General features: G+C 44.8%; 22 protein-coding genes. 8 read left to right on the forward strand and 14 right to left on the reverse strand.

Annotation, left to right across the window (positions count from 1 at the left end; translation table 11 throughout):
- Positions 1-60 precede the first annotated feature (60 nt).
- From sucD to sdhC, 8 genes are all read right to left on the reverse strand, one after another.
- Complete coding sequence (gene sucD / locus AB4307_RS08900; protein ID WP_004734209.1) at positions 61-933, reverse strand: succinate--CoA ligase subunit alpha; 873 nt, start codon at positions 931-933, stop codon at positions 61-63.
- On the reverse strand, positions 933-2,099 hold the full coding sequence (gene sucC, locus AB4307_RS08905) for an ADP-forming succinate--CoA ligase subunit beta (RefSeq protein ID WP_010436793.1): 1,167 nt from the start codon (positions 2,097-2,099) through the stop codon (positions 933-935). Before sucC ends, sucD begins: the two co-directional genes overlap by 1 nt.
- A 206-nt stretch (positions 2,100-2,305) precedes the next feature.
- Positions 2,306-3,514, reverse strand: coding sequence for a 2-oxoglutarate dehydrogenase complex dihydrolipoyllysine-residue succinyltransferase (odhB, locus tag AB4307_RS08910; protein ID WP_017056410.1), 1,209 nt, complete (start codon positions 3,512-3,514; stop codon positions 2,306-2,308).
- Positions 3,515-3,535: 21 nt separating this feature from the next.
- Entirely contained in the window at positions 3,536-6,352 is a 2,817-nt protein-coding gene (sucA, locus tag AB4307_RS08915) for a 2-oxoglutarate dehydrogenase E1 component (RefSeq protein ID WP_017061946.1), read from the reverse strand.
- Between the two features lie 97 nt (positions 6,353-6,449).
- A complete protein-coding gene (locus AB4307_RS08920) occupies positions 6,450-7,163 on the reverse strand; it encodes a succinate dehydrogenase iron-sulfur subunit (RefSeq protein WP_010436773.1) in 714 nt (237 codons plus the stop codon).
- A 12-nt stretch (positions 7,164-7,175) separates the two neighbouring features.
- Positions 7,176-8,942, reverse strand: coding sequence for a succinate dehydrogenase flavoprotein subunit (sdhA, locus tag AB4307_RS08925; protein WP_048606450.1), 1,767 nt, complete (start codon positions 8,940-8,942; stop codon positions 7,176-7,178).
- Positions 8,943-9,290 (reverse strand): succinate dehydrogenase, hydrophobic membrane anchor protein, encoded by a 348-nt coding sequence (gene sdhD / locus AB4307_RS08930; protein ID WP_010436768.1) that lies wholly within the window; start codon positions 9,288-9,290, stop codon positions 8,943-8,945.
- Positions 9,284-9,676 (reverse strand): succinate dehydrogenase cytochrome b556 subunit, encoded by a 393-nt coding sequence (sdhC, locus tag AB4307_RS08935; RefSeq protein ID WP_017061948.1) that lies wholly within the window; start codon positions 9,674-9,676, stop codon positions 9,284-9,286. Before sdhC ends, sdhD begins: the two co-directional genes overlap by 7 nt.
- A gap of 417 nt (positions 9,677-10,093) precedes the next feature.
- Between sdhC and AB4307_RS08940 the strand changes: the two genes are divergently transcribed.
- Positions 10,094-11,383: a citrate synthase gene (locus tag AB4307_RS08940; protein ID WP_017061949.1), complete on the forward strand. Its 1,290-nt coding sequence runs from the start codon at positions 10,094-10,096 to the stop codon at positions 11,381-11,383.
- Between the two features lie 248 nt (positions 11,384-11,631).
- Here AB4307_RS08940 and AB4307_RS08945 read toward each other — a convergent pair whose 3' ends face one another.
- Positions 11,632-12,390 carry a Nif3-like dinuclear metal center hexameric protein gene (locus AB4307_RS08945; RefSeq protein ID WP_372105235.1) on the reverse strand — a complete coding sequence of 253 codons (759 nt, stop codon included), beginning with the start codon at positions 12,388-12,390 and terminating at the stop codon, positions 11,632-11,634.
- 90 nt (positions 12,391-12,480) lie between these two features.
- Between AB4307_RS08945 and AB4307_RS08950 the strand changes: the two genes are divergently transcribed.
- Positions 12,481-13,239 carry a DUF1853 family protein gene (locus AB4307_RS08950; protein WP_017061951.1) on the forward strand — a complete coding sequence of 253 codons (759 nt, stop codon included), beginning with the start codon at positions 12,481-12,483 and terminating at the stop codon, positions 13,237-13,239.
- A 122-nt stretch (positions 13,240-13,361) separates the two neighbouring features.
- Here the strand turns inward: AB4307_RS08950 and pgm are convergent, their stop codons facing one another.
- Positions 13,362-15,008 (reverse strand): phosphoglucomutase (alpha-D-glucose-1,6-bisphosphate-dependent), encoded by a 1,647-nt coding sequence (pgm, locus tag AB4307_RS08955; RefSeq protein ID WP_017061952.1) that lies wholly within the window; start codon positions 15,006-15,008, stop codon positions 13,362-13,364.
- Positions 15,009-15,100: 92 nt separating this feature from the next.
- Complete coding sequence (gene seqA, locus AB4307_RS08960) at positions 15,101-15,640, reverse strand: replication initiation negative regulator SeqA (RefSeq protein ID WP_017061953.1); 540 nt, start codon at positions 15,638-15,640, stop codon at positions 15,101-15,103.
- A 93-nt stretch (positions 15,641-15,733) separates the two neighbouring features.
- On the opposite strand from seqA, the gene AB4307_RS08965 reads away from it, so the two are divergent.
- From AB4307_RS08965 to fldA, 3 genes are all read left to right on the forward strand, one after another.
- Positions 15,734-16,495: an alpha/beta fold hydrolase gene (locus AB4307_RS08965; protein ID WP_017061954.1), complete on the forward strand. Its 762-nt coding sequence runs from the start codon at positions 15,734-15,736 to the stop codon at positions 16,493-16,495.
- Positions 16,496-16,603: 108 nt separating this feature from the next.
- Positions 16,604-16,822: a DUF2788 domain-containing protein gene (locus AB4307_RS08970; RefSeq protein WP_004737900.1), complete on the forward strand. Its 219-nt coding sequence runs from the start codon at positions 16,604-16,606 to the stop codon at positions 16,820-16,822.
- 58 nt (positions 16,823-16,880) lie between these two features.
- Positions 16,881-17,414, forward strand: a complete 534-nt coding sequence (fldA, locus tag AB4307_RS08975; protein WP_010436745.1) for a flavodoxin FldA — start codon at positions 16,881-16,883, stop codon at positions 17,412-17,414.
- 96 nt (positions 17,415-17,510) lie between these two features.
- On the opposite strand, the gene AB4307_RS08980 is transcribed toward fldA, so the two are convergent.
- The gene (locus tag AB4307_RS08980; RefSeq protein ID WP_372131671.1) at positions 17,511-18,017 is read right to left on the reverse strand and encodes a DUF4442 domain-containing protein; all 507 of its coding nucleotides are present in this window, start codon (positions 18,015-18,017) and stop codon (positions 17,511-17,513) included.
- A gap of 207 nt (positions 18,018-18,224) precedes the next feature.
- On the opposite strand from AB4307_RS08980, the gene fcrX reads away from it, so the two are divergent.
- Positions 18,225-18,671, forward strand: a complete 447-nt coding sequence (fcrX, locus tag AB4307_RS08985) for a ferric iron uptake transcriptional regulator FcrX (RefSeq protein WP_017061956.1) — start codon at positions 18,225-18,227, stop codon at positions 18,669-18,671.
- Between the two features lie 162 nt (positions 18,672-18,833).
- Here the strand turns inward: fcrX and glnS are convergent, their stop codons facing one another.
- Positions 18,834-20,501, reverse strand: coding sequence for a glutamine--tRNA ligase (gene glnS / locus AB4307_RS08990; protein WP_017063407.1), 1,668 nt, complete (start codon positions 20,499-20,501; stop codon positions 18,834-18,836).
- Positions 20,502-20,800: 299 nt separating this feature from the next.
- Positions 20,801-22,351 (reverse strand): N-acetylglucosamine-specific PTS transporter subunit IIBC, encoded by a 1,551-nt coding sequence (nagE, locus tag AB4307_RS08995; protein ID WP_032546287.1) that lies wholly within the window; start codon positions 22,349-22,351, stop codon positions 20,801-20,803.
- Between the two features lie 475 nt (positions 22,352-22,826).
- Here nagE and nagA point away from each other — a divergent pair, with 475 nt between their 5' ends.
- Together nagA and nagC are read left to right on the forward strand one after the other, a co-directional pair.
- Positions 22,827-23,963: an N-acetylglucosamine-6-phosphate deacetylase gene (nagA, locus tag AB4307_RS09000; protein WP_371724300.1), complete on the forward strand. Its 1,137-nt coding sequence runs from the start codon at positions 22,827-22,829 to the stop codon at positions 23,961-23,963.
- A 2-nt stretch (positions 23,964-23,965) separates the two neighbouring features.
- Positions 23,966-25,180 carry a DNA-binding transcriptional regulator NagC gene (nagC, locus tag AB4307_RS09005; protein ID WP_017062194.1) on the forward strand — a complete coding sequence of 405 codons (1,215 nt, stop codon included), beginning with the start codon at positions 23,966-23,968 and terminating at the stop codon, positions 25,178-25,180.
- Positions 25,181-25,224 lie beyond the last annotated feature (44 nt).

Raw genomic sequence — 25,224 nt, forward strand, 5'->3', positions numbered from 1 at the left:
ACGTATTTTAGGACGAGACAGTTCAGTTAACTTCTATCTCAATCGATAAAAGCCAGCTGATTACCAACCCGTGATTTCACGTAGGCCTTTACCTATGTCAGCAAGAGACTTAACAGTCTTAACGCCTGCTGCTTCTAGCGCTGCGAATTTATCTTCAGCAGTACCTTTACCGCCTGAGATGATTGCGCCTGCGTGGCCCATACGTTTGCCCGGAGGAGCAGTAACACCAGCGATGTAAGATACAACTGGCTTAGTTACGTTTGCTTTGATGAACTCAGCCGCTTCTTCTTCCGCAGTACCACCGATTTCACCAATCATTACGATTGCTTCAGTTTCTGGGTCTTCTTGGAAAAGTTTTAGGATATCAATGAAGTTTGAACCTGGGATAGGGTCACCACCGATACCAACACATGTAGACTGACCAAAGCCTTCATCTGTTGTTTGCTTAACTGCTTCGTACGTCAGAGTACCGCTGCGAGATACGATGCCTACTTTACCCTTCTTGTGGATGTGACCAGGCATGATACCAATCTTACACTCGTCTGGAGTGATAAGACCTGGACAGTTAGGACCGATCATGCGAACGCCAGTTTCTTCTAGCTTCACTTTAACGTCGATCATATCTGTTGTAGGGATACCTTCAGTGATCGTTACGATCAGTTCGATACCTGCATCAATCGCTTCTAGGATTGCATCTTTACAGAAAGGAGCTGGTACGTAGATAACTGTTGCTGTTGCGCCAGTTACTTCTACCGCTTCACGTACTGTGTTGAATACTGGAAGGCCTAGGTGAGTTTGACCACCTTTACCAGGTGAAACACCACCAACCATTTGCGTACCGTATGCGATAGCTTGGTCTGAGTGGAATGTACCTTGACCGCCAGTGAAACCCTGACAGATTACTTTAGTGTCTTTGTTAATTAATACAGACATTATTTAGCCTCCGCAGCAGCAACAACTTTCTGAGCAGCATCTGTTAGAGATTCAGCTGCAATGATATCAACATCAGAATTAGCAAGTACTTCGCGACCTAGGTCTGCGTTTGTACCTTCTAGACGAACAACTACAGGAACTGTTACGCCAACTTCTTTAACTGCACCGATAATACCTTCAGCGATCATGTCACAACGAACGATGCCACCGAAAATGTTTACGAGTACTGCTTTAACATTGTCATCAGAAAGGATGATCTTGAATGCTTCAGCTACACGTTCTTTTGTCGCGCCGCCGCCTACATCAAGGAAGTTTGCTGGCTTGCCGCCGTGTAGGTTTACGATATCCATCGTACCCATCGCAAGGCCTGCACCGTTAACCATACAGCCAACGTTACCATCTAGTGCTACGTAGTTCAGTTCCCACTGTGCTGCGTGTGCTTCGCGCTCATCTTCTTGAGATGGATCGTGCATTTCACGTAGTTTAGGCTGACGGTACATCGCGTTTGAGTCGATGTTGATCTTGCCGTCTAGACAAAGCAGGTTGCCTTCGCCAGTAATTACAAGCGGGTTGATTTCTAGTAGAGCTAGGTCGTACTGAGAGAACATTTGGCCAAGACCCATGAAGATCTTAACGAACTGTTTGATTTGATCGCCAACTAGACCAAGTTTGAACGCCAGTTCACGGCCTTGGTAAGCTTGAGGGCCTACTAGAGGATCGATCGCTGATTGGTGAATCAACTCTGGAGTTTCTTCAGCGATTTTCTCAATGTCCACACCGCCTTCAGTTGACGCCATGAATACAATTTTACGCGTTGCGCGGTCAACAACAGCACCTAGGTAAAGTTCGTTAGCAATGTTTGATGCTTCTTCAACTAGGATCTTAGTTACAGGCTGACCATTAGCGTCTGTTTGGTAAGTCACTAGGTTTTTACCTAGCCACTTTTGTGCAAACTCTTTAACGCCTTCTTTGGTGTCATGTAGCTCTACGCCGCCCGCTTTACCGCGGCCACCAGCGTGTACTTGACACTTAACGACTTTCTTGGCTGTACTGATACGACCTGCAGCTTCGAAAGCTTCTTGTGCAGTATCACATGCGAAACCTTCTGGTACAGGCAAACCGAATTCTGCAAACAGCTGTTTGGCTTGGTATTCATGCAAATTCATTTTGATATTCCGTTTATTTTCCCTTAAGGGATTATTATTTCCATAACGACACAGTTTCCTGTGTTACGTCTGTAGGGTCTTCTCAAAACAACTGCTGTCCATTTTCTAATGGCTTTACAGTTCAATTGAAGGCCAGACGTTGAGCAGCCTAGCCTTTGAAACTTTTTACGTCTAGCTAACGGGGTTAACTAGACGTTTTAGCGATACTAAACGTCTAATAGCAGACGTGCAGGATCTTCTAGAAGCTCTTTGATGGTCACTAGGAAGCCAACTGATTCACGGCCATCGATTAGACGGTGGTCGTAAGAAAGCGCTAGGTACATCATTGGTAGAATCTCTACCTTGCCATCAACAGCCATTGGACGGTCTTGGATTTTGTGCATACCCAAAATTGCCGCTTGAGGCGGGTTGATGATTGGCGTAGACATTAGAGAACCAAATACACCACCGTTTGTGATAGTGAAGTTGCCGCCCATCAGTTCATCAACCGTTAGCTTGCCGTCACGACCTTTGATTGCTAGCTCTTTGATGCCTTTTTCGATATCAGCGAAACCTAGTGTGTCACAGTCTTTGAGTACTGGAGTCACTAGACCACGTGGCGTAGATACCGCCATGCTGATGTCGAAGTAGTTGTGGTAAACGATATCTGTACCATCAATAGAAGCGTTCACTTCTGGGAAACGCTTCAGTGCTTCTGTTACTGCTTTCACGTAGAAAGACATGAAGCCAAGACGCGTATCGTGACGTTTCTCGAATTGGTCTTTGTACTGCTTACGAAGGTCCATGATTGGCTTCATGTTCACTTCGTTGAAAGTAGTCAGCATTGCTGTGCTGTTTTTCGCTTCTAGAAGACGGTTTGCAACTGTCTTACGCAGGCGAGTCATAGGCACGCGTTTTTGGCTGCGAGCCGCTGCTGGCGCTTCAACTGCTGGTGCAGATGCTGCTGCCGGAGCCGCTTTCGCTGCTGCTAGGTGTGCGTCGATGTCTTCACGAGTAATACGACCACCAACACCAGTGCCTTTAACGTCAGCTGGTTGTAGGTTGTGCTCAGCAAGCAGGCGACGAACAGCTGGGCTTAGTGCGTCGTTGTTCTCTTCTGTTAGCGCAGCTTTATGGCGCTTATCAGGAGATGCTTCTGTATCTTCAGTGGTGTCTTTCGTTGGTTCACCAGCGACAGCACCCGGCTTGATTTTAGCCAAAAGCTGCTTAGAAAGTACCGTAGCACCCTCTTCTTCGATGATAGCTTCCAGAACACCCGCTTCAGGAGCCGGTACTTCTAGAACTACTTTATCTGTTTCGATATCTACAATGACTTCATCACGTGCAACCGCTTCGCCCGGTTTTTTGTGCCAAGTAGCAACTGTTGCATCAGCCACAGATTCAGGTAAATCTGGAACCAGAATTTCAATTGTCATGTGCGTATTTTCCTTTTACTTCTAGTTCTTAAGTAGGGTCAAAGCGTCGTCAACTAACGCTTTTTGTTGTTTCAAGTGTACTGACATATAGCCAACAGCTGGTGATGCTGATGCAGGACGACCTGCGTATTGAATATCAGCACCTACTGGGATAGCAGCTCGGAAATTATGTTGGCTACTGTACCAAGCACCTTGGTTTTGTGGCTCTTCTTGACACCAAACGTAATCGACTACATTTGTGTACTGTGCGATGGCAGCTCTCACGTCCTCATAAGGGAACGGGTAAAGTTGCTCAATACGTACAATAGCGACATCGTCTTGCTCGTTCTTACGTCTTTGGTCAAGCAGGTCAAAGTAAACCTTACCTGAACAGAACACGACGCGTTTTACGTTCTCAGGAGCCAGATCATCAATTTCTGCGATAGCTGGTTGGAACGTGCCTTCTGCCAAATCTTCAAGAGAAGAAGTACACAGAGGGTGACGAAGCAATGACTTAGGTGACATTACAATCAGTGGACGACGCATTGGTCGAACAACCTGACGGCGAATCATGTGGTAAACCTGAGCTGGTGTTGAAGGAACAACAACCTGCATGTTTTGTTCAGCACATAACTGAAGGTAACGCTCAAGACGTGCAGAAGAGTGCTCCGGGCCTTGGCCTTCATAACCGTGAGGAAGCAGCATAGTTAGACCACATAGACGTGCCCACTTTTGCTCACCTGATGAAATGAATTGGTCGATAACAACTTGTGCACCGTTTGCGAAGTCACCAAATTGAGCTTCCCAAAGGGTTAGACCGCTTGGCTCTGCTGTCGCGTAACCATACTCAAATGCGAGTACCGCTTCTTCAGATAACACAGAGTCAAACACTTGGAATGGCCCTTGTTTATCATGAATGTTCGCAAGAGGAACATACGTGCTTGCATCTGATTGATTGTGCAGTACTGAGTGACGGTGGAAGAACGTACCACGACCTGAATCTTGGCCTGAGATACGAATACGCTTACCGTCGTCAACAAGTGTTGCGTATGCCAGAGTTTCAGCCATACCCCAATCGACTTGTTTCTCACCATTCACCATGGCAGTACGATCGTTGTACAGTTTATTTACTCGGCTTTGCAGCTTGTGGCTGTCCGGGTATTGACAAAGTTTGGTACCAAGCTCTTTCAGGCGCTCGATATCAATCTTGTTATCCCACTCGATGTTCCAGTCGTGACCTAGGTAAGGAGACCAGTCTACTGAGTGAAGTGCCATTGGACGCCACTCTTTAACCACAACTTCACCGTGATCAAGTGCATCACGATATTCGTTAACTAGCTGAGTTGCTGTATCAATACCAAACTCACCGCGCTCCATTAGCACGTCAGCGTAAAGCTTACGTGGTGTTGGGTGCTTCTTGATTTTTTGGTACATCAAAGGCTGTGTTGCATTCGGCTCATCGGCTTCATTGTGACCGTGGCGACGGTAACAAACCAAATCAATAACAACATCACGCTTAAACGTATTACGGTAATCCAATGCAAGACGCGCAACAAACGCAACCGCTTCTGGATCATCAGAGTTAACGTGGAAAATCGGAGCCTGAACCATCTTCGCGATATCGGTACAGTACATCGTAGAGCGTGTATCGCGAGGGTTAGACGTTGTAAAACCAACTTGGTTGTTTACAACGATACGAACCGTACCACCTACACAGAAACCACGAGCTTGAGACATGTTAAACGTCTCTTGTACTACACCCTGACCAGCGATAGCTGAGTCACCGTGGATAGTAATTGGAAGTACACGGCTACCATCATTATCACCAAGGCGATCTTGACGTGCACGTACTGAACCGATAACTACCGGGTTTACGATTTCTAAGTGAGATGGGTTAAATGCTAGTGCTAAGTGAACGTTGCCGCCTGGCGTTGCGAAGTCCGCAGAGAAGCCTTGGTGGTATTTCACATCACCAGTACCCCACGTGTCATCGTGCTTGCCCGCAAACTCGTCAAACAGGTCTTGTGGCTTTTTACCAAGCACGTTGACCAACATGTTTAGACGACCACGGTGAGCCATACCAACAACAACTTCACGCATGCCTTGTCCGCCAGCATGACGAATAATTTCTTTCGTCATTGGGATAAGAGCATCACCACCTTCCAACGAGAAGCGTTTTGCGCCTGGGAATTTCGCACCAAGATAGCGCTCAAGACCTTCAGCAGCAGTTAGCTCTTCTAGGAAAGCTTGCTTTTCTTCTTTGTTGAAAGAGGGTTGACCAGATACAGACTCTAAACGTTGTTGGATCCAACGCTTTTGCTCTGTATTTGTCATGTGCATGTATTCAGCACCAATAGAGCCACAATACGTTTGCTTTAGAGATTTGTAGAGATCTTTAAGCACCATCGTCTCTTGGCCAATGGCGTAAGAGCCGACGTTGAACGTCTCATTGAGGTCATCTTCGGTAAGAGTGTGGAAAGAAGGGTCCAGTTCATCAACTGTCGCTCTTTTCCATAAACCTAGGGGGTCTAGATTTGCTGCTTGATGCCCTCGGAATCGATAGGCATTAATAAGTTGCAGAACCTTTACTTGTTTCGCATCGACATCTGGATCACTAACTTGGACACTGTAATGCTTTGTTTCTTGAGCGAGTCGACGGAAGTATTCACGAACACGAGAGTGTGGTTGTTCCACTGTCTCTGAAGCTTGCACAGGCAGTTCTTCAAAAACACTTCTCCATTCGTCACTTACCGAATCTGGGTCACTTAGATACAGTTCATAGAGTTCTTCTACGTACGTTGCATTGGCGCCAGCCAAGTGTGAAGACTCGAGCCATGCCTTCATCACGCCGTTGTGCATATTTTCCCTTAACCAGTAGTTTTCACGTTTGCTGCGGTCTATGCCGAGCTATTAAAAGGCCGCCCCAAAACTTCTAGGGCGGCAATTTTTATATAACTTAAACCGAACGATTCACTAGCATGGTCTTGATGTGACCAATAGCTTTCGTCGGATTTAATCCCTTAGGACAAACACTTACACAATTCATGATGCCATGGCAACGAAAAACGCTAAATGCATCATCAAGATCGGACAAACGTTCGTCTGTCGCTGTATCTCGGCTATCAATTAGCCAACGGTACGCTGCAAGCAGGCCTGCTGGTCCGATGAATTTGTCAGGGTTCCACCAGAATGATGGGCATGACGTTGTACAACATGCACACATGATACATTCGTACAATCCATCTAAATGAGCACGCTCATCAGGGCTTTGTAAGTTTTCACGAGCCGGTGGCACATTGCCATCAGACACTAAGAATGGCTTCACTTTTTCGTAGTTATCGTAGAACTGAGTCATGTCTACAATCAGGTCACGAACAACGGGTAAGCCAGGCAGTGGGCGAATCACAATCTTGTCTTGGCCCGAAAGCGCAGACAATGGCGTGATACACGCTAGGCCATTTTTACCGTTCATGTTCAAACCATCCGAGCCACATACACCTTCACGGCATGAGCGACGGAATGAGATTGTTGGATCTTGCTCTTTCAACAGAATAAGCGCATCCAAAAGCATCATGTCTGAACCTTCATCCACTTCTAGAGTGTATTCCTTCATATAAGGTTTCTGGTCGACATCTGGATTGTAACGATATAAAGAGAAATTCAGTTTCATGGTCATATCTCCTTAGTACGTACGTGCTTTTGGTGGGAACGCTTCACGATGGATAGGTTCCATGTTTACACCACGCTTAGTCATGCTCTCTGACTCTGGGTTGTAAAGTGAGTGGCATAGCCATTGCTCATCATCACGGTCAGGGAAATCGAATCGAGCGTGTGCGCCACGGCTCTCTGTACGGAAATTTGCAGCAACAGCCGTTGCGAATGCCGTTTCCATCAAGTTTTCAAGCTCTAGACACTCGATACGTTGAGTGTTGAACTCTGTAGACTTATCAGATAGGTGTGCATTTTTCAGACGCTCGCGAATCGCTTTTAGCTCTTCTAGGCCTTCAGCCATTGCTTTGCCTTCACGGAATACTGAGAAGTTGTTCTGCATACATTGCTGAAGATCTTTACGGATTTGCGCTGGATCTTCGCCGTCTGTGCTGTTTTCCCAACGGTTGTAACGCTCTAGTGAACGCTCAATGTCAGCTTCAGTTGCAGGTTTCGCTTCGTCTTGCTTCTTCAGTGTCTCACCTAGGTGTAGACCTGTCGCACGACCAAATACCACCAAATCAAGCAGTGAGTTACCACCTAGACGGTTGGCACCATGTACTGATACTGATGCGATTTCACCACAAGCAAATAGACCTTGGATTTCAACATCGCTGCCGTCTTCGGTTTGCTTAATAGCTTGACCAGAAACTTGTGTTGGAACACCACCCATCATGTAGTGACATGTCGGGATTACTGGGATTGGCTCTTTCACTGGATCAACGTGAGCAAAGGTACGAGAAAGTTCACATACACCAGGAAGACGAGATTCAAGCGTCTCTTTACCTAAGTGATCAAGCTTAAGCTTAATATGTGGACCCCAAGGGCCATCGCAACCACGACCTTCACGAATTTCAACCATCATTGAACGAGCAACAACATCACGACCCGCTAAGTCTTTAGCGTTTGGTGCGTAACGTTCCATGAAGCGTTCGCCGTCTTTATTGAGAAGGTAACCACCTTCACCACGACAACCTTCCGTTACCAATACACCTGCACCAGCGATACCCGTTGGGTGGAACTGCCACATTTCGATGTCTTGCATAGGAACGCCAGCACGAATCGCCATACCAACACCGTCACCAGTATTAATATGTGCATTGGTTGTTGATGCGTAGATACGACCAGCACCTCCGGTAGCAAGGATTGTTGCCTTCGCTTTGAAGTAGCAAACCTCACCGGTTTCCATGCAAAGCGCAGTAGTACCTAAGATTGCACCATCTTCGTTCTTAACAAGATCCAGTGCATACCACTCAGAGAAAACAGTCGTTTTGTGTTTAATGTTTTGTTGGTAAAGCGTGTGAAGCAGAGCGTGACCAGTACGGTCGGCTGCAGCTGCGGTACGAGCCGCTTGCTCACCACCAAAGTTTTTAGATTGACCACCGAAAGGACGCTGGTAAATAGTACCGTTCTCAAAACGAGAGAAAGGTAGGCCCATTTTTTCGAGTTCGATTACCGACTCAGGACCGTTTTTACACATGTATTCGATAGCGTCTTGGTCACCGATGTAATCAGAACCTTTTACTGTGTCATACATATGTTGTTCCCAATGGTCTTCATGCGCGTTACCAAGAGCAACAGTGATGCCGCCTTGCGCTGAAACCGTGTGAGAACGAGTAGGGAAAACTTTAGAAAGCAATGCACAAGAAAGGCCTTGCTCAGAAATTTGCAGTGCGGCACGCATACCTGCACCACCAGCGCCGATAACTACGGCATCAAACTCACGAACAGGAATAGTCACTTACGCACCCCACAAAATAAACAGACCAGAGAAGAAATATCCAAGAAGAACTGCAACAACACCGACTTGAAGACCAACACGCAGTTTTGCGCATTTGATGTAGTCAGTTAGTACTTGCCATAGGCCGATCCACGCGTGAACCAAAACAGAAGTAAGCGCTAACATGGTGAAGACTTTAGTGAAGGTTCCACCAAAGAATTGCGTCCAAGATGCGTAAGAGATATCACCAGAGAAAGCACAGAAGCTAACTAGGTAGATAGTGTAAAGCGTCATAATGATGGCAGTTGCACGAATCAATAGATAATCGTGGACACCATTACGACCAAAAGTAGAAACGTTGTTTACCATACTAAGATCCCCGCTAGTAGAGACAATACCGCTGTTGCTGCGAATGCAACCTTAGCGCTTTTAGCGCCAGATTCCAGCTCTTCAAAGTGACCAAGGTCCATAAGAAGGTGACGAATACCACCAGCAATGTGGTAAGCCAAAGCGGTTAAAATGCCCCACAGAATAAACTTCACGAAGAAACCATCGACAATGTCGCTAGCTTCGGCAAAGCCTACTGGGGATGAGAGGGAAATGGATAGTAACCAAAGCAGAATTCCAATCGCGACAAAAGTTATCACCCCAGACACACGGTGTAGGATGGAAGCTATTGCTGTGATTGGAAAGTGGATGGTCTGTAAATCTAAATTAACAGGTCTTGTCTTTCTTTCTTTCACGGGCTTGCTCACTCAGCTCCATTGAGCATTATGGTCATTAAATAACCTTATGATATTGTTATGGACAAAATTTGATTGTAAACCTTCAAAATTTAACATTAACTTAACAAATAACTGAAGTTGAGCCTTAGATAATTGTAAAATAATTGTTAACTGCTCGATTAAGAAAGACACCTCACATTTCTTCTTAGCCTTGCATTTATAAGGTTTTAACCAAACTTTTCAGCGTCACTATACGACTGGCAACATTCTAATACAATTGATGTAACAAATAATGCTACACAGACCAGATTTTTAACGAATTTAATGTAAAAAACACTAACAAGTGCACACAAAGCTTCAGAAAAATTGACTTTCCCACGTAAGACCAGTAAAAAAATGGCACATAAACATCCTGGACGGATTAAATAATAAACAAAGGAGATTGTTATGGCGGATAAGAAAGCTACCCTTCACATTGAAGGTCAAGCGCCAATCGAGCTGCCGATTACAGAAGGTGTACTTGGTACTCCAGTGATCGATGTTCGTACACTAGGTTCTAATGGTTTTTTCACTTTTGACCCTGGTTTTCTTGCCACTGCATCCTGTGAGTCTCAAATCACTTTTATTGACGGTGGAAAAGGCATTCTTTTACATCGTGGTTATCCAATCGACCAACTTGCCAATAACGCTGATTACTTAGAAGTATGTTACATACTTCTTTACGGTGAAGCCCCATCTCGAGCTGAGTACGAAAAGTTCAAGACTACCGTGACACGTCACACTATGGTGCACGAGCAAATCGCTAGTTTCTTCCACGGCTTCCGTCGTGACGCTCACCCTATGGCTGTAATGTGTGGTGTTGTAGGCGCTCTAGCGGCGTTCTACCACGACTCACTTGATGTCAACAACGATACACACCGTGAAATTGCGGCATACCGCCTGATTTCAAAAATGCCAACACTGGCTGCAATGTGTTACAAATATTCAATCGGTCAGCCGTTTATCTACCCACGTAACGACCTAGGCTACGCAGAAAACTTCTTACACATGATGTTTGCAAACCCATGTGAAGAGTATGAAGTGAACCCTATCGTTGCTCGTGCAATGGATAAGATTTTCACTCTACATGCTGACCACGAACAGAACGCTTCTACGTCTACAGTGCGTCTTGCTGGTTCATCTGGTGCTAACCCGTTTGCGTGTATCGCAGCAGGTATCGCATCACTTTGGGGCCCAGCTCACGGCGGTGCAAACGAAGCTTGTCTGCGCATGCTTGAAGAGATCGGTAGCGTAGATAACATTGAAGAATACGTTGCGAAAGCAAAAGACAAAGATGACCCATTCCGTTTGATGGGCTTCGGTCACCGTGTTTACAAGAACTACGACCCACGTGCAACAGTAATGCGCGAAGCGTGTCACGAAGTGCTTAAAGAGCTAAACATCCAAGATCCACTACTAGACGTAGCGATGGAACTTGAGCGTATCGCTCTTTCTGATGAGTACTTTGTTTCTAAGAAGCTATACCCGAACGTAGATTTCTACTCAGGTATCATTCTGAAAGCAATCGGTATTCCAGTATCTATGTTTACAGTAATCTTCGCGATGTCTCGTACCATCGGTTGGATTGCTCACTGGAACGAAATGCACAGCGATCCGACGAACCGTATCGGTCGTCCTCGTCAGCTATATACTGGTGAAGAACAACGTGACTTTAAAGCACTTCACGAACGTGAATAGTTGCTATAAATCATAATGTTAAAAGGGGTTGATGTGAGAACATCAACCCCTTTTCTTTTGTACGCTCTCAACCCCGTCATCCTCAAGAATGCGAAGTGAACGAATAAAATAATATCGGCATCCCCAAGAACGAGGGACGAATGAGTTGGGGATCTCCTTAAGCGAGCAGATAAACTATACAGGTTACCTGCTCAATTCTAGAGAACGACGCATACACTCGACTCGTACCCCTTATCTCGCATCTGCTCTTAAACTGGGTTATCGATATCGATAAACTCAACATCCAAGCAGTGCTCTTTTGCTAACCACTCACCTAGTGCCTTCACGCCGTAGCGTTCTGTCGCATGGTGACCTGCAGCAAAATAATGGATGTCTTGCTCGCGGGCCGAGTAAGTTGTGCGCTCAGAAATTTCACCAGAAATAAAAGCATCAATGCCTTGAGAAGCCGCTAGCTCAATGTAGTCTTGACCACCACCAGTACACCAACCGACGGTCGTTATCATTTTGTCTTGATTTTCTGGAGCGATATGCAGTGGTTTGCGATTTAGCACTTGATCGATTTTTGCTGCAAATTCAGTACCTGTCATTGGCGCTTTTAATTTACCAAACATAGCAACCGATTGTGGGTGCCCTTCCAAGCCGCCTTCAACTTCTATCTCAAGTAACTCTGCCAATTTTGCGTTGTTGCCAAGTTCAGGGTGGATATCAAGCGGCAAGTGATAACCTAAAAGGTTGATGTCATTTTTAATTAGGGTACGAATACGCTTGCCCTTCATGCCACGAATCGCTTCTGACTCGCCTTTCCAGAAAAAGCCGTGATGGACTAACAAAGCGTCTGCGTTCAGTTCTACCGCTTTATCAATCAAGGCTTGAGAAGCTGTTACACCAGTAACGATTCGCTTCACTTCTGTCGCGCCTTCAACTTGAAGACCATTAGGACAGTAATCTTTAATCTGCTGTGGCTGCAGTTTTTCGTTAAGTAGCTTTTCTAATTGTAAGTTAATCATTTTTCTTTCCAGCTTACCTTTATAATAACGTCGTTATATCAATTTACGGGTAGAATGTCGAAAGCCCCACGATGAGTTTATGAGGAAGAGATGACAGCACTGCAACGTTTTTACCAATGGGTCATCGACTCACCGCCATTACTAGAAATCAAGCCACCGGTTTCGGATCTCAGTGCATTCTCTAGCAACCATGCCATCGACTCATCACATACTTATGAGGGTAATCCTAGATTAGGTTTCCTCTACCAATATCTATGCGAGCAAGTGATCGCTGCCTCACCGAATTACTCGATAAAGCACGACGAGATTCAGATCAATGTGGAAGGCAGAACTCTCGGTGCAATCGACTTTATTCTTAAAGAAGAGAGCAGCCAAAAGCTGGAACATTGGGAAGTGGCGATTAAGTTTTATCTGCTCCACGAACAAACATGGTTTGGACCCAACTCTCACGACCAATTGGATAAGAAACTCGACAGGATGCTCAGCCACCAACTCGAAATGTCCTCTTCTGCCGCCTTTGTTGAGCAATATCCAGAAATCGATGTCGACTCAAAACACTTACTGATGCAAGGTCGTCTATATACCAACCCTTTCTTAGAGCAAAACATACCGACAAAATGCTTGGGCTATGACATTAACCCAAGCCAAGTAAACGGCTTTTGGTGCTATCAAGATCAGGCTCATTTAATCAGTGAACCACTGTATCCACTCACCAAAGAGCAATGGGCAGCAGGGACGGATGATTTCAGCAGTCAGCCGATCACCGAGTTCGGTGATCGCTTCGTCCATGGGCAAACAAAGTCGGGGCAATTCTGGTTTGTGATGCCACAAAGTTGGCCACACGGTTAGTCGTCTGAGCTAACTCAGTTACCTTTTCCCGCTTATACGTAACTAACACAAACAAAAAGGGTTGATGCTTTCACATCAACCCTTCTTCTATTTACTTAGCAACTCTAGTAATCGAGATTCGATTATAGGCCAGCGGCTGCAAATACTTGGTTAACAATCTCTTGAGCTTCTGCTTCGATTGCTTTCAGGTGCTCTTCACCCTTAAAGCTTTCACAGTAGATCTTGTAGATGTCTTCAGTGCCTGATGGACGCGCAGCAAACCAGCCGTTCTCAGTTGTCACTTTCAAGCCACCAATCGCAGCACCGTTACCTGGAGCGTGTGTTAAGCGTGCAGTAATTGCATCACCAGCCAACGTCTCAGCAGAAACCATCTCTGGAGATAGTTTCTTCAGCACGTCTTTCTGTGCACCATTTGCTACCGCTTGAATACGGTTGTACTTAGATTCACCGTGTTTAGCGGCAAGTTCTTCGTAGTATTCTTGTGGGTTCTTACCTGTCACTGCTGTGATCTCAGCCGCAAGCAAGCAAAGAATCAGGCCGTCTTTATCTGTTGACCAAGGCGTACCGTCTTTACGTAGGAAAGAAGCACCTGCGCTCTCTTCGCCACCAAAACCAAACTGGCCGTTGTATAAGCCATCAACGAACCATTTAAAACCAACTGGCACTTCACAAAGTTCGCGACCTAAGTCAGAAACTACGCGATCGATTAATGCACTTGATACTAGTGTCTTACCAACAGCAACGTCTTTACCCCAACCTTCACGGTTACGGTATAGGTAATCAATACAAACCGCTAAGAAGTGGTTTGGATTCATCAAACCTTTAGGTGTCACGATACCGTGGCGATCGTAATCTGGGTCGTTACCAAATGCTAGAGCGTACTCGTCTTTAAGCGCCAGTAAGCCTGCCATTGCGTATGGAGAAGAACAGTCCATACGAACTACGCCATCTTTATCTAGAGACATGAATTGGAATGAAGGGTCAACCGCTTCACTTACCAGAGTAAGATCTAGATTGTACGCTTTACCAATTTGACGCCAGTAATCAATACCGCTGCCACCCAGTGGATCAACACCAATCTTGATGTTTGCTTTCTGGATCGCTTCCATATCCACGACGTTAACCAAATCAGCGACGTATGGCGCGACTAGGTCAACTTCTTTTACTAGCTCAGACTGTTTAGCCTGTGCGATAGGCGTACGCTTAACACCTTGCATTTGCTCAGCAATGATCACGTTCGCACGGTCTTCAATCGCTTGAGTCAGTTCAGCTTCAGCTGGGCCACCGTGTGTCGGGTTGTATTTAATACCGCCGTCTTGAGGTGGGTTATGTGAAGGCGTGATAACAATGCCGTCGGCTTTTTTGTCATTCACTAGGTTGTGCGTAAGAATCGCGTGCGAGATACCAGGTGTTGGAGTAAAGCCGTTGTTTTCTTGAATAATAACTTCAACACCGTTCGCTACAAGCACTTCGATAACCGTAGAGAACGCAGGCTCAGATAGAGCGTGAGTATCTTTACCTAAGAAAAGAGGGCCAGTTGTACCTTGCTCGGCACGAACTTCAGCAACCGCTTGTGCAATTGCTAGAATGTGGTTTTCGTTAAATGTTGATTTGTCTGCTGTACCGCGGTGACCTGAAGTACCGAAAAGTACTTTATGATCTGGGTTCGTAGCATCCGGTTGCTGTAAGAAATAGTTAGCAACTAAAGCCGGGATATTATGAAGATCTTCCTGCTGAGCTTTCTGCCCAGCACGAGGGTGCATAGCCATTTTTCGACATCCTTATATATAAAATTTTAAAACAAAAAAACCTCATAATATCTTCTTATCCATGGATATTATGAGGTTTAAATCAGATTTCGTTAAATTGAACCTGTTACTTTTTCTATCAATTCTGCTTGGAAATTCATGCGGCTCATAAGCTGCTCAACCATCTGTCTTTTTCGGCTTGTATTGTTATTAGTAATAACCCAAAAAGGACTTTGTGGAATAGCTTTAGGCTTAGTCGTGTTGCCGTTTGCTAGCAACGTCGCTTCGTTATCTGCAAAGTAAACGCGCTTACGGCCTTTTACTTGAGTTGCTTCTGAAAAGCTTAAAGGGTCGATTTTATGCAGTGTTGATAACACAAGCATGAAACGATCAATGGCTTTCTTTAGTGATGCAAACTCATCTGATATTAGTAGTGAGCGCATTTCTTTAACGCCATCGAACTTCTCTGGAGTAAAGCCTACCTCTTTGCTAACAACGATACCTTTTGGCTCAACGATCTCTTCGATCGGAGCCATGCCTTGGCTATCAACCTGTAACAAGCGGCGCAGAATATCTGAAGCGCTTTCGCCAATACGTTCTGTCTGACCCGCAATAAAACGGTATAGGTCCTCATCAACCTCAATTGTTTTCATTCGCTTTTCACAATCTCAATGTTTAAACTCTGGGGGATTATAGCGAGATCCGCGCGGATACTCTACGTCAAACCCACCATGAATAAGATAAAAATGTCAGTACAGCTCAACTATAAAATTGAAGGTGAGGGTCACACCATTGTTTTGATCCATGGATTATTCGGTAATCTGGACAACCTTGGCTTGCTCGCTAGGGATCTAAAAGCCGATCATCAGGTACTTAGTATCGATCTCCGCAACCACGGTCAATCCTTCCATAGTGACACTCATAACTATCAAGCGATGGCACAAGACGTGGCTCAACTGCTGCATGATCTTAAGTCAGAAGACGTCACTGTGATTGGTCACTCGATGGGTGGCAAAGTAGCGATGGCACTGACACAACATCTTGCGCTGCATAAATTGATTGTCTTGGATATGGCTCCGGTCGCGTACACTCAGAGTCGCCACGACAACGTATTCGCAGGCCTGCAAGCCGTGATAGAAGAAGAGCCGACTTCACGCTCAGATGCACTCAAGGTTCTCGCAAAACATATCGAGATCGATGGCGTTCGCCAGTTTTTAACCAAATCTTTGTTCAAAACAGAGCAAGGCATCATGGAATGGCGCTTCAATGTTGCTTCGTTATTGAGCAACTACCCACATATTATTGGTTGGGAACCGATCGAGAAAACCTCGGTCAAAACCTTGCTCATTAAAGGTGGGGATTCAGATTACCTCACCGCAGAACATCAAGCAGCCGTTCAGCAGCAATTTTCTAACGCAAAAGCGCATGTCATTGCCAACACAGGTCACTGGCTGCATGCTGAAAAACCAGCAGAAGTACTTAGAGCAATTAGAAAATTCATCGCTTAACTGCGCTTTTTCGTGCAGATAAATGAGAGCTGTGTAATTACTGCAGATTAACTTTATCTCACAACAGTGATATAGTGCGCCCAAGCAAAATTGGTATATAAGGTTCCCATGCTTTACGACTACATGAACATCATCGAATCTGTTGGTTTAGATCTCCTGTTTGCCGCGATTTTCTTTTTAATCGGTATGGCAATTAAGGACGTTCTCAAGCAGGGAAATGTTCCTCCATTTGGTCGTCGCATCGTATGGTTAGTACTTTTCCTTGGCTGTGCGGGTTTTATCGCCAAAGGGATAATCCAACTAAGCTGGGAAGGAACTGGGATCTAACGATTCTCTTCCGAACTTTATTACACCGACAACAGACAAAATGAAAGGTAATGATTCTATGGCAAGTGTAGGTCTCTTCTTTGGTAGCGATACAGGTAACACTGAAGCTGTTGCTAAGATGATTCAAAAGCAATTGAGCAAACAGCTCGTTCACGTTCAAGACATTGCAAAAAGCAGCAAAGAAGATATCGATAACTTCGATCTACTGCTGCTTGGTATCCCTACGTGGTACTACGGCGAAGCACAATGTGATTGGGATGACTTTTTCCCAGAGCTAGAAGCTATTGATTTCTCAACTAAGCTTGTTGCTATCTTTGGTTGTGGCGACCAAGAAGATTACGCAGAATACTTCTGTGATGCTATGGGTACTATCCGTGACATCGTTGAAGCGAAAGGCGGTACTATCCTAGGTCACACATCAACTGAAGGCTACGAATTCGAAGCATCGAAAGGTTTAGTTGAAGGCGATGACAGCCAATTCGTTGGTCTATGTATCGATGAAGACCGTCAACCTGAGCTAACTGATGAGCGCGTATCTAACTGGGTTAAACAAATCCACGAAGAGATGTGCCTAGCAGAGCTAGAAGACTAATTCTCTAGTGGTTGTTAATTGTTACAATTAATAACCATTATGTAGATATGAAAAAACCTCCTTATAGGAGGTTTTTTGCTATTTAAAATCTATTAATTAGCACTCAGCTTCTAATGCTTCATCGTCATCTCTAAATTGCGGCTTCTTTCTTACATAGAGGGTGCGTTGAATTTCTGAAACCACATTACCCTGCTTATCTTTCACGTGAATAATAAATTCGGGGAAACACTTTTCACCGAGTTGCGTCTGGCGATAGATATCGTCAAGCTGCCCTTGGCTTATCTCAAAATCTGCATACAAGTCCGATTGCCCCGGCTTGATGAAGTTAATGCTCGCTTCTTTATCCCAAACATAATATCGCTCACCTAAAATTCCCATTAACATCAATGAGTAAACGGGATCGGTAAGAGAAAAGATACTGCCGCCATATTGAGTACGATTGGCGTTCTTATTCCACCAGCGTAGCTTAAGTACTGTCTTAACAACCCTAAAGTCAGTGCTAATGTGGGCTATTCGAATACCCGCTCCCCAAAAGGGAGGCCAAATATTAAGAGCAAATTTTACAATGTTGGGTTTATATATTTTTGCGAGTTGCTTATTCATAACAACATTCCATGTTCATATCAGAAACACCGTCACCTTGACTGGTCGTACCTCCACTATAAGTGAGATACTTCCAATTTACAAAACAGATTGTGATGTCAGTAAGTAACCCTTTGAAGTTCGTGGTTTATTGTTATGCCTGACTAAACTATAATGGTATTAATATTGAATTCTGTTAATTGCTGCAGATCATCAACAGGAAAGTATATGTCAGACAATAATCAAGCGCTAAAAGATGCAGGTCTTAAAGTGACCCTTCCACGGCTCAAAATTTTAGAAGTATTACAACAGCCAGACTGCCAACATATTAGTGCTGAAGATTTATATAAGAAGCTGATCGACCTAGGTGAAGAAATCGGTCTTGCAACCGTTTATCGAGTACTTAACCAATTCGATGACGCTGGCATTGTAACTCGTCACCACTTCGAAGGCGGCAAGTCTGTATTTGAACTTTCTACACAGCACCACCACGACCACCTTGTATGTTTAGATTGTGGCGAAGTGATCGAATTCTCTGATGACATCATCGAAGAAAGACAGAAAGAGATTGCTCAGCGTTACAACGTGCAACTAACAAACCACAGTTTGTACTTGTACGGCAAAAGCATTAACGGAGATTGCAAAGGCAATCCAGACGCGCATAAAGCGAAGTAGTAATACAGAACGCTGGCTTAGGCCGGCGTTTTTTATATGGTCACTACATAAGACGATTAATCGCAACTTATTCTATAATTGACGACTTTATTCAGATACAAAAAACCGGCTCTAAGCCGGTTTTTTATTAGGGTGCTTATCGAAAGCGAATCACTTTAGCGATTAAGCTTCAGTTTTACCCCATGTGTCACGTAGACCAACCGTGCGGTTGAAGACTAGTGCATCTGCTTTAGAGTCTTTCGAATCCACACAGAAGTAACCTGTACGTTCAAACTGGTACGCTTGCTCTGCCACACCTTCTGCTAAGCTAGGTTCAACAAAACCATTTAGCGTAACAAGAGATTCAGGGTTTAGCGTTGCAGCGAAGTCATCAGCAGCGGCTGGGTTTGGCACTGTGAATAGACGATCGTACAAACGAATCTCAGCAGGCAGTGCTTTATCAGCAGATACCCAGTGGATAACGCCTTTCACTTTGCGGCCATCTGCAGGGTTCTTACCCAATGTTTCATTGTCGTAAGAACAGAAGATAGTCGTAATGTTGCCTTCTGCATCTTTTTCGATACGTTCAGCTTTGATCACGTAAGCACCACGCAGGCGAACTTCTTTACCTAGAACCAAACGCTTGTACTTTTTGTTTGCTTCTTCACGGAAGTCGTCACGTTCGATCCAAACTTCGCGTGTAAATGGAACTTCACGAGTACCCATTTCTGGCTTGTTCGGGTGGTTTGCAACCGTTAGCGTTTCTACTGTATCTGCTTCGTAGTTTTCGATAACGATCTTAACTGGATCCAGAACAGCCATTGCACGAGGTGCATTTTCGTTCAGATCATCACGGATGCAAGATTCAAGTGAACCGAACTCAATCATGTTCTCTTGCTTAGTTACACCAATACGCTTACAGAATTCACGAATCGAGCTTGAAGTAAAACCACGACGACGTAGGCCAGAAATAGTAGGCATGCGTGGGTCATCCCAACCTTGAACTAGGTTTTCAACCACAAGTTGGTTCAGCTTACGCTTAGACATCACTGTATATTCAAGATTCAGGCGGCTAAACTCGTACTGACGAGGTTGGCAGTCAATCGTGATGTTATCTAGAACCCAATCGTACAAACGACGGTTATCTTGGAATTCAAGCGTACAGATAGAGTGCGTAATACCTTCCAGCGCATCAGAGATACAGTGAGTAAAGTCGTACATTGGGTAAATGCACCACTTGTCAGCCGTTTGATGGTGGTGAGCAAAACGAACACGGTAGATAACAGGATCGCGCATAACCATGAACGAAGAGCTCATGTCGATCTTAGCACGTAGACACGCTTTACCTTCTTCAAAGCCACCGTCACGCATTTTTTCAAACAACGCTAGGTTCTCTTCAGGGCTGCGGTCACGGTATGGGCTCGCTTTACCAGGCTCTTTTAGCGTGCCACGGTACTCACGGATTTGATCAGGACTTAGCTCGTCAACATACGCTAAGCCTTTATTAATTAATTCCACAGCATAAGCGTAAAGCGTATCGAAGTAGTTTGATGAGTAACAAATATCACCAGACCATTCGAAGCCTAACCAGCTTACATCATTCTTAATTGACTCAACGTATTCAACGTCTTCTTTTTCAGGGTTTGTATCATCGAAACGAAGATTACATTGTCCCTGGTAGTCCTGAGCAATACCAAAGTTCAAGCAAATAGATTTAGCGTGACCAATGTGCAGGTAGCCATTTGGCTCCGGCGGGAAACGAGTATGCACGCTACTGTGTGTACCATCCGCTAAATCTTTATCAATAATTTGGCGAATGAAATTCGATGGACGAGCCTCAGCTTCACTCATCTATAGCACCTCTATGTATTTAGTATTGTCAGAGAAAGTTATCTTTCGTCCCCAAGAAAACGGTCGCTTATAGCGCCAGTCAAAGATAGAAAGATCATTGTTGCTAATCATCCACAATTCTTAGCCTTTGCACAATAAGAACCGTCCGTTAATTGCGATTATTTCTGCTATTCGATGAAGAATAGAACGAACCGTGTTCGCTGGTCTTAAACTGCAGGCACAAAAAAGCCTCCCATGTGGGAGGCTTTCAATTTGACACTTACTTAAGAGTAACTTTACGTCTTAACTAAGTACTTCCCTTACTGTGGAAGTTTTACATCAGATAGGTCTTCGCCTGCACCAATAGCTTTCATTTCGCCAGCTACGATTTCAGCTAGTGGGCCTAGGATAACCTGTAGGTTGTTTTCACCTAGTTTAACCACACCTTTAGCACCAAGTTTCTTAAGAACAACTTCATCTGCAACAGAGCGGTCTTTAAGAGTTAGACGTAGACGAGTGATACAAGCGTCGATTGAAGTTAGGTTGTCGTGACCACCTAGAGCTTTCAGGTATTGACGTGCAAGGTCGCCCTTTGGTGCGTCGCCAGCAGGAGCTGCAACAGCTTCGTCATCATCTTCACGACCTGGCGATTTCAAGTTGAAAGCGCGGATTGCGAAAGAGAAAGTGAAGAAGTATAGAGCACCGAAGCCAAGACCGATTAGTAGTAGTACGAATGGTTTAGTTGCTAGACCCCAGTTCAATACGAAGTCGATAAGACCAGCAGAGAAACCGAAACCGTGCAGAGTACCAAACATGTTAGCAACTACTAGAGACAAACCTGTAAATACAGCGTGCATTGCGTATAGAGCAGGAGCTAGGAATACGAACATGAATTCTAGCGGCTCTGTGATACCTGTTAGGAATGAACAGAATGCAACTGAGAATAGTGCGCCACCAACTTGGCTACGTTTTTCAGCAGGAGCAGCTAGGTACATTGCAAGTGCAGCACCTGGTAGACCGAACATCATTACTGGGAAGAAACCGTTCATGAATACGCCAGCGCCTTTATCGCCGCCGAAGAAACGGTGTAGGTCGCCAGATTTAACTGTTTCAGTTACTTCTTTAACAGTTGCAACAATTTCTGGGTTAACTGAGTTAGCAAATTCAAATGTGTACTCTTGACCAACAACTAAAGTTTTAGCTAGTGCAGGGTCAACACAAAGTTGAGAGAAGCCTTCTGCAGCAACTACGATCTCTTGACAAGAGCCCATACCGAACCAGAAGTACGAGTTCAGTACATGGTGTAGACCTACTGGGATAAGTGCACGGTTAAGAGTACCGTAAACAAATTGACCGATAGCGCCAGACGTTGAAACTGCGTGAGCAAGTGCATCTAGACCAGATTGAACAGCAGGCCATACAACACCAAAGATTGCGCCAGCAACTAGAGCAAATAGACCAGCCATAATAGGAACTAGACGTTTGCCAGAGAAGAATGCTAGCCACTCTGGAAGACGAGTCGCGTGGAATGCATTGTAAGAGTGACCTGCGATGATACCTGCAAAGATACCGCCGAAGAATGACATATTTACACTAGCATCGATGTTTGTTGCGGTTGCTGTCAGAACAAAGTAAGCAACTGCACCAGCAAGACCTGCTGCGCCGTTACCGTCTTTAGAAAGACCAATAGCTATACCCAAACCAAACAATAATGGTAGTTGACTGAAGATTGCGTTACCAGCAGATGCCATGAATGCGATATCGAGTAAGTCTGGTTGACCCAGACGTAGCAGCAATGCCGCAATCGGAAGCGTTGCGATTGGTAGCATTAACGCCTTACCAAGCTTCTGCGCATATCCTAGAATATTCACCAGTTGTTTCCCCCTATAGGATTTTTTAGAATTCGTTTGAGAAACTTATTTTAGTCGCTCAATTTAGTCCTATTCAGTGTATTCAATTAATTTTGCTCCGCAAATTAAAACCTTACCATTTGTGATCCTAATCACCAGTTTTTACCAAATCCAGAGGTTTTTGCTAGCGAGATCATAAAACTTATTTTATCATTCAAAAAAATGAACATTTATGGATAAAATCCAAATCTAATCATTAGGCAAAAAGATGGTAACTCCGGGCTTATAGAGCACCGTGAATAATCATTGTTGATGGACCTAAATGTATAATAAAAATCAATTGTTCATATGTTTTTCAACAACTTAAATCGCTTCTCATTTTGAAGCCGTTTGCCCATAAAAGATAAATCGTTACGTAAATGATGCTCGCAAACTAAGTCCGCATTTAGGTAACGAACGAATTTAAAAGATCTCACGAAATAAGGATTAGCTGACTATGTACGCGCTAAGTAACTGTAAAATTTACACTGGTAGTGATGTTCTAACCGATCATGCTGTTGTAATCGAAAACGAACTGATCAAAAAAGTCTGTCCTATCTCTGAATTGCCAGAAGGAATCGAGCTTCGCGACCTAGACGGAGCAAACCTAAGCCCAGGTTTCATTGACCTACAACTGAATGGTTGTGGCGGTGTAATGCTTAACGATGAGATCACTGCAGAAACCATGCAGATCATGCACAAAGCAAACCTGAAATCTGGCTGTACTAGCTTCCTACCAACGCTTATCACCTCTTCAGACGAAGATATGCGTGCGGTTATTACGGCAGCTCGTGAATACCATAACCAGTACCAAAACCAATCTTTAGGTCTGCACCTTGAAGGCCCTTACCTAAACGTTGCGAAAAAAGGCATCCATAGCGTCGATCACATTCGTAAATCTGACAACGAAATGATTGAGCTTATCTGTGAGAACCGTGACCTTGTTGCAAAAGTAACATTGGCTCCAGAGCATAACGACCCTGAACACATCGAACGCCTGCACAAAGCTGGCGTTGTCGTTTCTATCGGCCACACCAACGCAACTTACGCAGAAGCGCGTCAAGGTTTCGAATCTGGTATCACGTTCGCCACTCACCTGTTCAATGCAATGACGCCGATGGTTGGTCGTGAGCCTGGCGTTGTTGGCGCGATTTACGATACTCCTGAGGTTTACGCTGGCATTATTGCCGACGGCTTCCACGTTGATTACGCAAACATCAGAATTGCGCATAAAATCAAGGGAGAAAAGTTGGTATTAGTGACGGATGCCACAGCTCCTGCAGGTGCTGACATGGAATACTTTATTTTTGTCGGTAAGAAAGTATATTACCGTGATGGTAAGTGTGTTGATGAAAACGGCACACTGGGCGGCTCAGCTCTGACTATGATTGAAGCAGTTCAGAATACAGTTGAGCACGCTGGTATCGCTTTAGACGAAGCTCTTCGCATGGCTACGCTATACCCAGCTACGGCTATCGGTGTAGAAAGCAAGCTAGGTCGAATCAAAAAAGGCATGGTTGCAAACCTAGCTGTATTTGACCGAGACTTTAACGTTAAAGCGACTGTTGTTAACGGACAATACGAGCACAATTAAGTATGAATGGCGGACAAATAGGTAACGTAGACTTAGTTAAACAACTAAACAGTGCGGCGGTATACCGACTTATAGACCAACAGGGGCCTATCAGTCGTATACAAGTGGCTGATGTAAGCCAACTCGCACCGGCAAGTGTTACAAAAATTACCCGCCAACTTTTAGAGCGCGGCCTAATTAAAGAGGTTGCGCAGCAAGCGTCTACTGGCGGTAGACGCGCTATCTCCCTAACCACAGAAGTAGAGCCTTTTCATTCTGTTGCTGTGCGTTTGGGTCGAGACTACATTCAAATAAGCCTGCATGACCTTGGTGGTCGTGAATTGGCTTTCCAACAGCAAGACCTGAATTATTCAGACCAATCAGACCTTACCCAAGGCTTGGTCAATAACCTCAAAGCTTTCATTGCTGAGCATCAACCAAAGATCGATCAACTGATTGCTATTGGTGTCACGCTTCCAGGCTTGGTTAACCCAACGACCGGTGTTGTTGAGTACATGCCGAATACCGACATCGATAACCTCGCATTAAGCGACATTATTCGCGATACATTCCATGTTGCTTGTTTTGTTGGTAACGATGTTCGTGGAATGGCGCTTGCTGAGCACTACTTCGGTGCAAGTAAAGATAGCCAAGATTCTATTTTGGTCAGTGTTCACCGTGGTACAGGTGCAGGTATTATCGTTAATGGTCAGGTTTTCCTAGGTCATAACCGTAATGTGGGTGAAATTGGTCATATCCAAATTGATCCGCTAGGCGAGCAATGCCAATGTGGTAACTTCGGCTGTCTTGAAACAGTAGCGGCAAACCCAGCTATCGTTGAACGCGTGCAGAAGCTGATTAAACAAGGCTATGAGTCTTCTTTAACAGAGCTTGAGCATATTACGATTCAAGACGTTTGTGACCACGCGATTAATGGTGATGAGCTAGCCAAGCAAAGCTTAGTTCGAGTAGGAAACCAGTTAGGTAAGGCTATCGCGATGACGATTAACTTATTTAACCCTCAAAAAGTTATCATTGCTGGTGATATTACCAAGGCACAAGAGATTGTTTTTCCTGCAATTAAGCGCAATGTAGAGAATCAGTCGTTAACGACTTTCCATAGCGGCCTGCCTATTGTAGCATCACAGATCGATAAACATCCTACGATGGGAGCTTTTGCTATGATTAAGCGCGCCATGCTTAACGGCGTGTTACTGCAGAAGCTTCTCGAAGACTAGAGAAAACAATTCTGATTTTCCGCGGGCCGTGTTTGTATAAACAC

It is taken from the genome of Vibrio sp. 10N.261.52.C2 (genome assembly GCF_041471425.1).
Classification (GTDB): Bacteria; Pseudomonadota; Gammaproteobacteria; order Enterobacterales; family Vibrionaceae; genus Vibrio; species Vibrio crassostreae_C.

What these genes read in the sequence shown, in the direction of transcription:
- sucA (WP_017061946.1), bottom strand. Translation starts at nt 6,352, where the DNA reads ATGCACAACGGCGTGATGAAGGCATGGCTCGAGTCTTCACACTTGGCT.
- sucD (WP_004734209.1), bottom strand. Translation starts at nt 933, where the DNA reads ATGTCTGTATTAATTAACAAAGACACTAAAGTAATCTGTCAGGGTTTC.
- fldA (WP_010436745.1), top strand. Translation starts at nt 16,881, where the DNA reads ATGGCAAGTGTAGGTCTCTTCTTTGGTAGCGATACAGGTAACACTGAA.
- AB4307_RS08945 (WP_372105235.1), bottom strand. Translation starts at nt 12,390, where the DNA reads ATGATTAACTTACAATTAGAAAAGCTACTTAACGAAAAACTGCAGCCA.
- glnS (WP_017063407.1), bottom strand. Translation starts at nt 20,501, where the DNA reads ATGAGTGAAGCTGAGGCTCGTCCATCGAATTTCATTCGCCAAATTATT.
- fcrX (WP_017061956.1), top strand. Translation starts at nt 18,225, where the DNA reads ATGTCAGACAATAATCAAGCGCTAAAAGATGCAGGTCTTAAAGTGACC.
- nagC (WP_017062194.1), top strand. Translation starts at nt 23,966, where the DNA reads ATGAATGGCGGACAAATAGGTAACGTAGACTTAGTTAAACAACTAAAC.
- AB4307_RS08950 (WP_017061951.1), top strand. Translation starts at nt 12,481, where the DNA reads ATGACAGCACTGCAACGTTTTTACCAATGGGTCATCGACTCACCGCCA.
- nagA (WP_371724300.1), top strand. Translation starts at nt 22,827, where the DNA reads ATGTACGCGCTAAGTAACTGTAAAATTTACACTGGTAGTGATGTTCTA.
- sdhD (WP_010436768.1), bottom strand. Translation starts at nt 9,290, where the DNA reads ATGGTAAACAACGTTTCTACTTTTGGTCGTAATGGTGTCCACGATTAT.
- AB4307_RS08970 (WP_004737900.1), top strand. Translation starts at nt 16,604, where the DNA reads ATGCTTTACGACTACATGAACATCATCGAATCTGTTGGTTTAGATCTC.
- pgm (WP_017061952.1), bottom strand. Translation starts at nt 15,008, where the DNA reads ATGGCTATGCACCCTCGTGCTGGGCAGAAAGCTCAGCAGGAAGATCTT.
- AB4307_RS08940 (WP_017061949.1), top strand. Translation starts at nt 10,094, where the DNA reads ATGGCGGATAAGAAAGCTACCCTTCACATTGAAGGTCAAGCGCCAATC.
- AB4307_RS08920 (WP_010436773.1), bottom strand. Translation starts at nt 7,163, where the DNA reads ATGAAACTGAATTTCTCTTTATATCGTTACAATCCAGATGTCGACCAG.
- AB4307_RS08965 (WP_017061954.1), top strand. Translation starts at nt 15,734, where the DNA reads ATGTCAGTACAGCTCAACTATAAAATTGAAGGTGAGGGTCACACCATT.
- sucC (WP_010436793.1), bottom strand. Translation starts at nt 2,099, where the DNA reads ATGAATTTGCATGAATACCAAGCCAAACAGCTGTTTGCAGAATTCGGT.
- AB4307_RS08980 (WP_372131671.1), bottom strand. Translation starts at nt 18,017, where the DNA reads ATGAATAAGCAACTCGCAAAAATATATAAACCCAACATTGTAAAATTT.
- odhB (WP_017056410.1), bottom strand. Translation starts at nt 3,514, where the DNA reads ATGACAATTGAAATTCTGGTTCCAGATTTACCTGAATCTGTGGCTGAT.
- seqA (WP_017061953.1), bottom strand. Translation starts at nt 15,640, where the DNA reads ATGAAAACAATTGAGGTTGATGAGGACCTATACCGTTTTATTGCGGGT.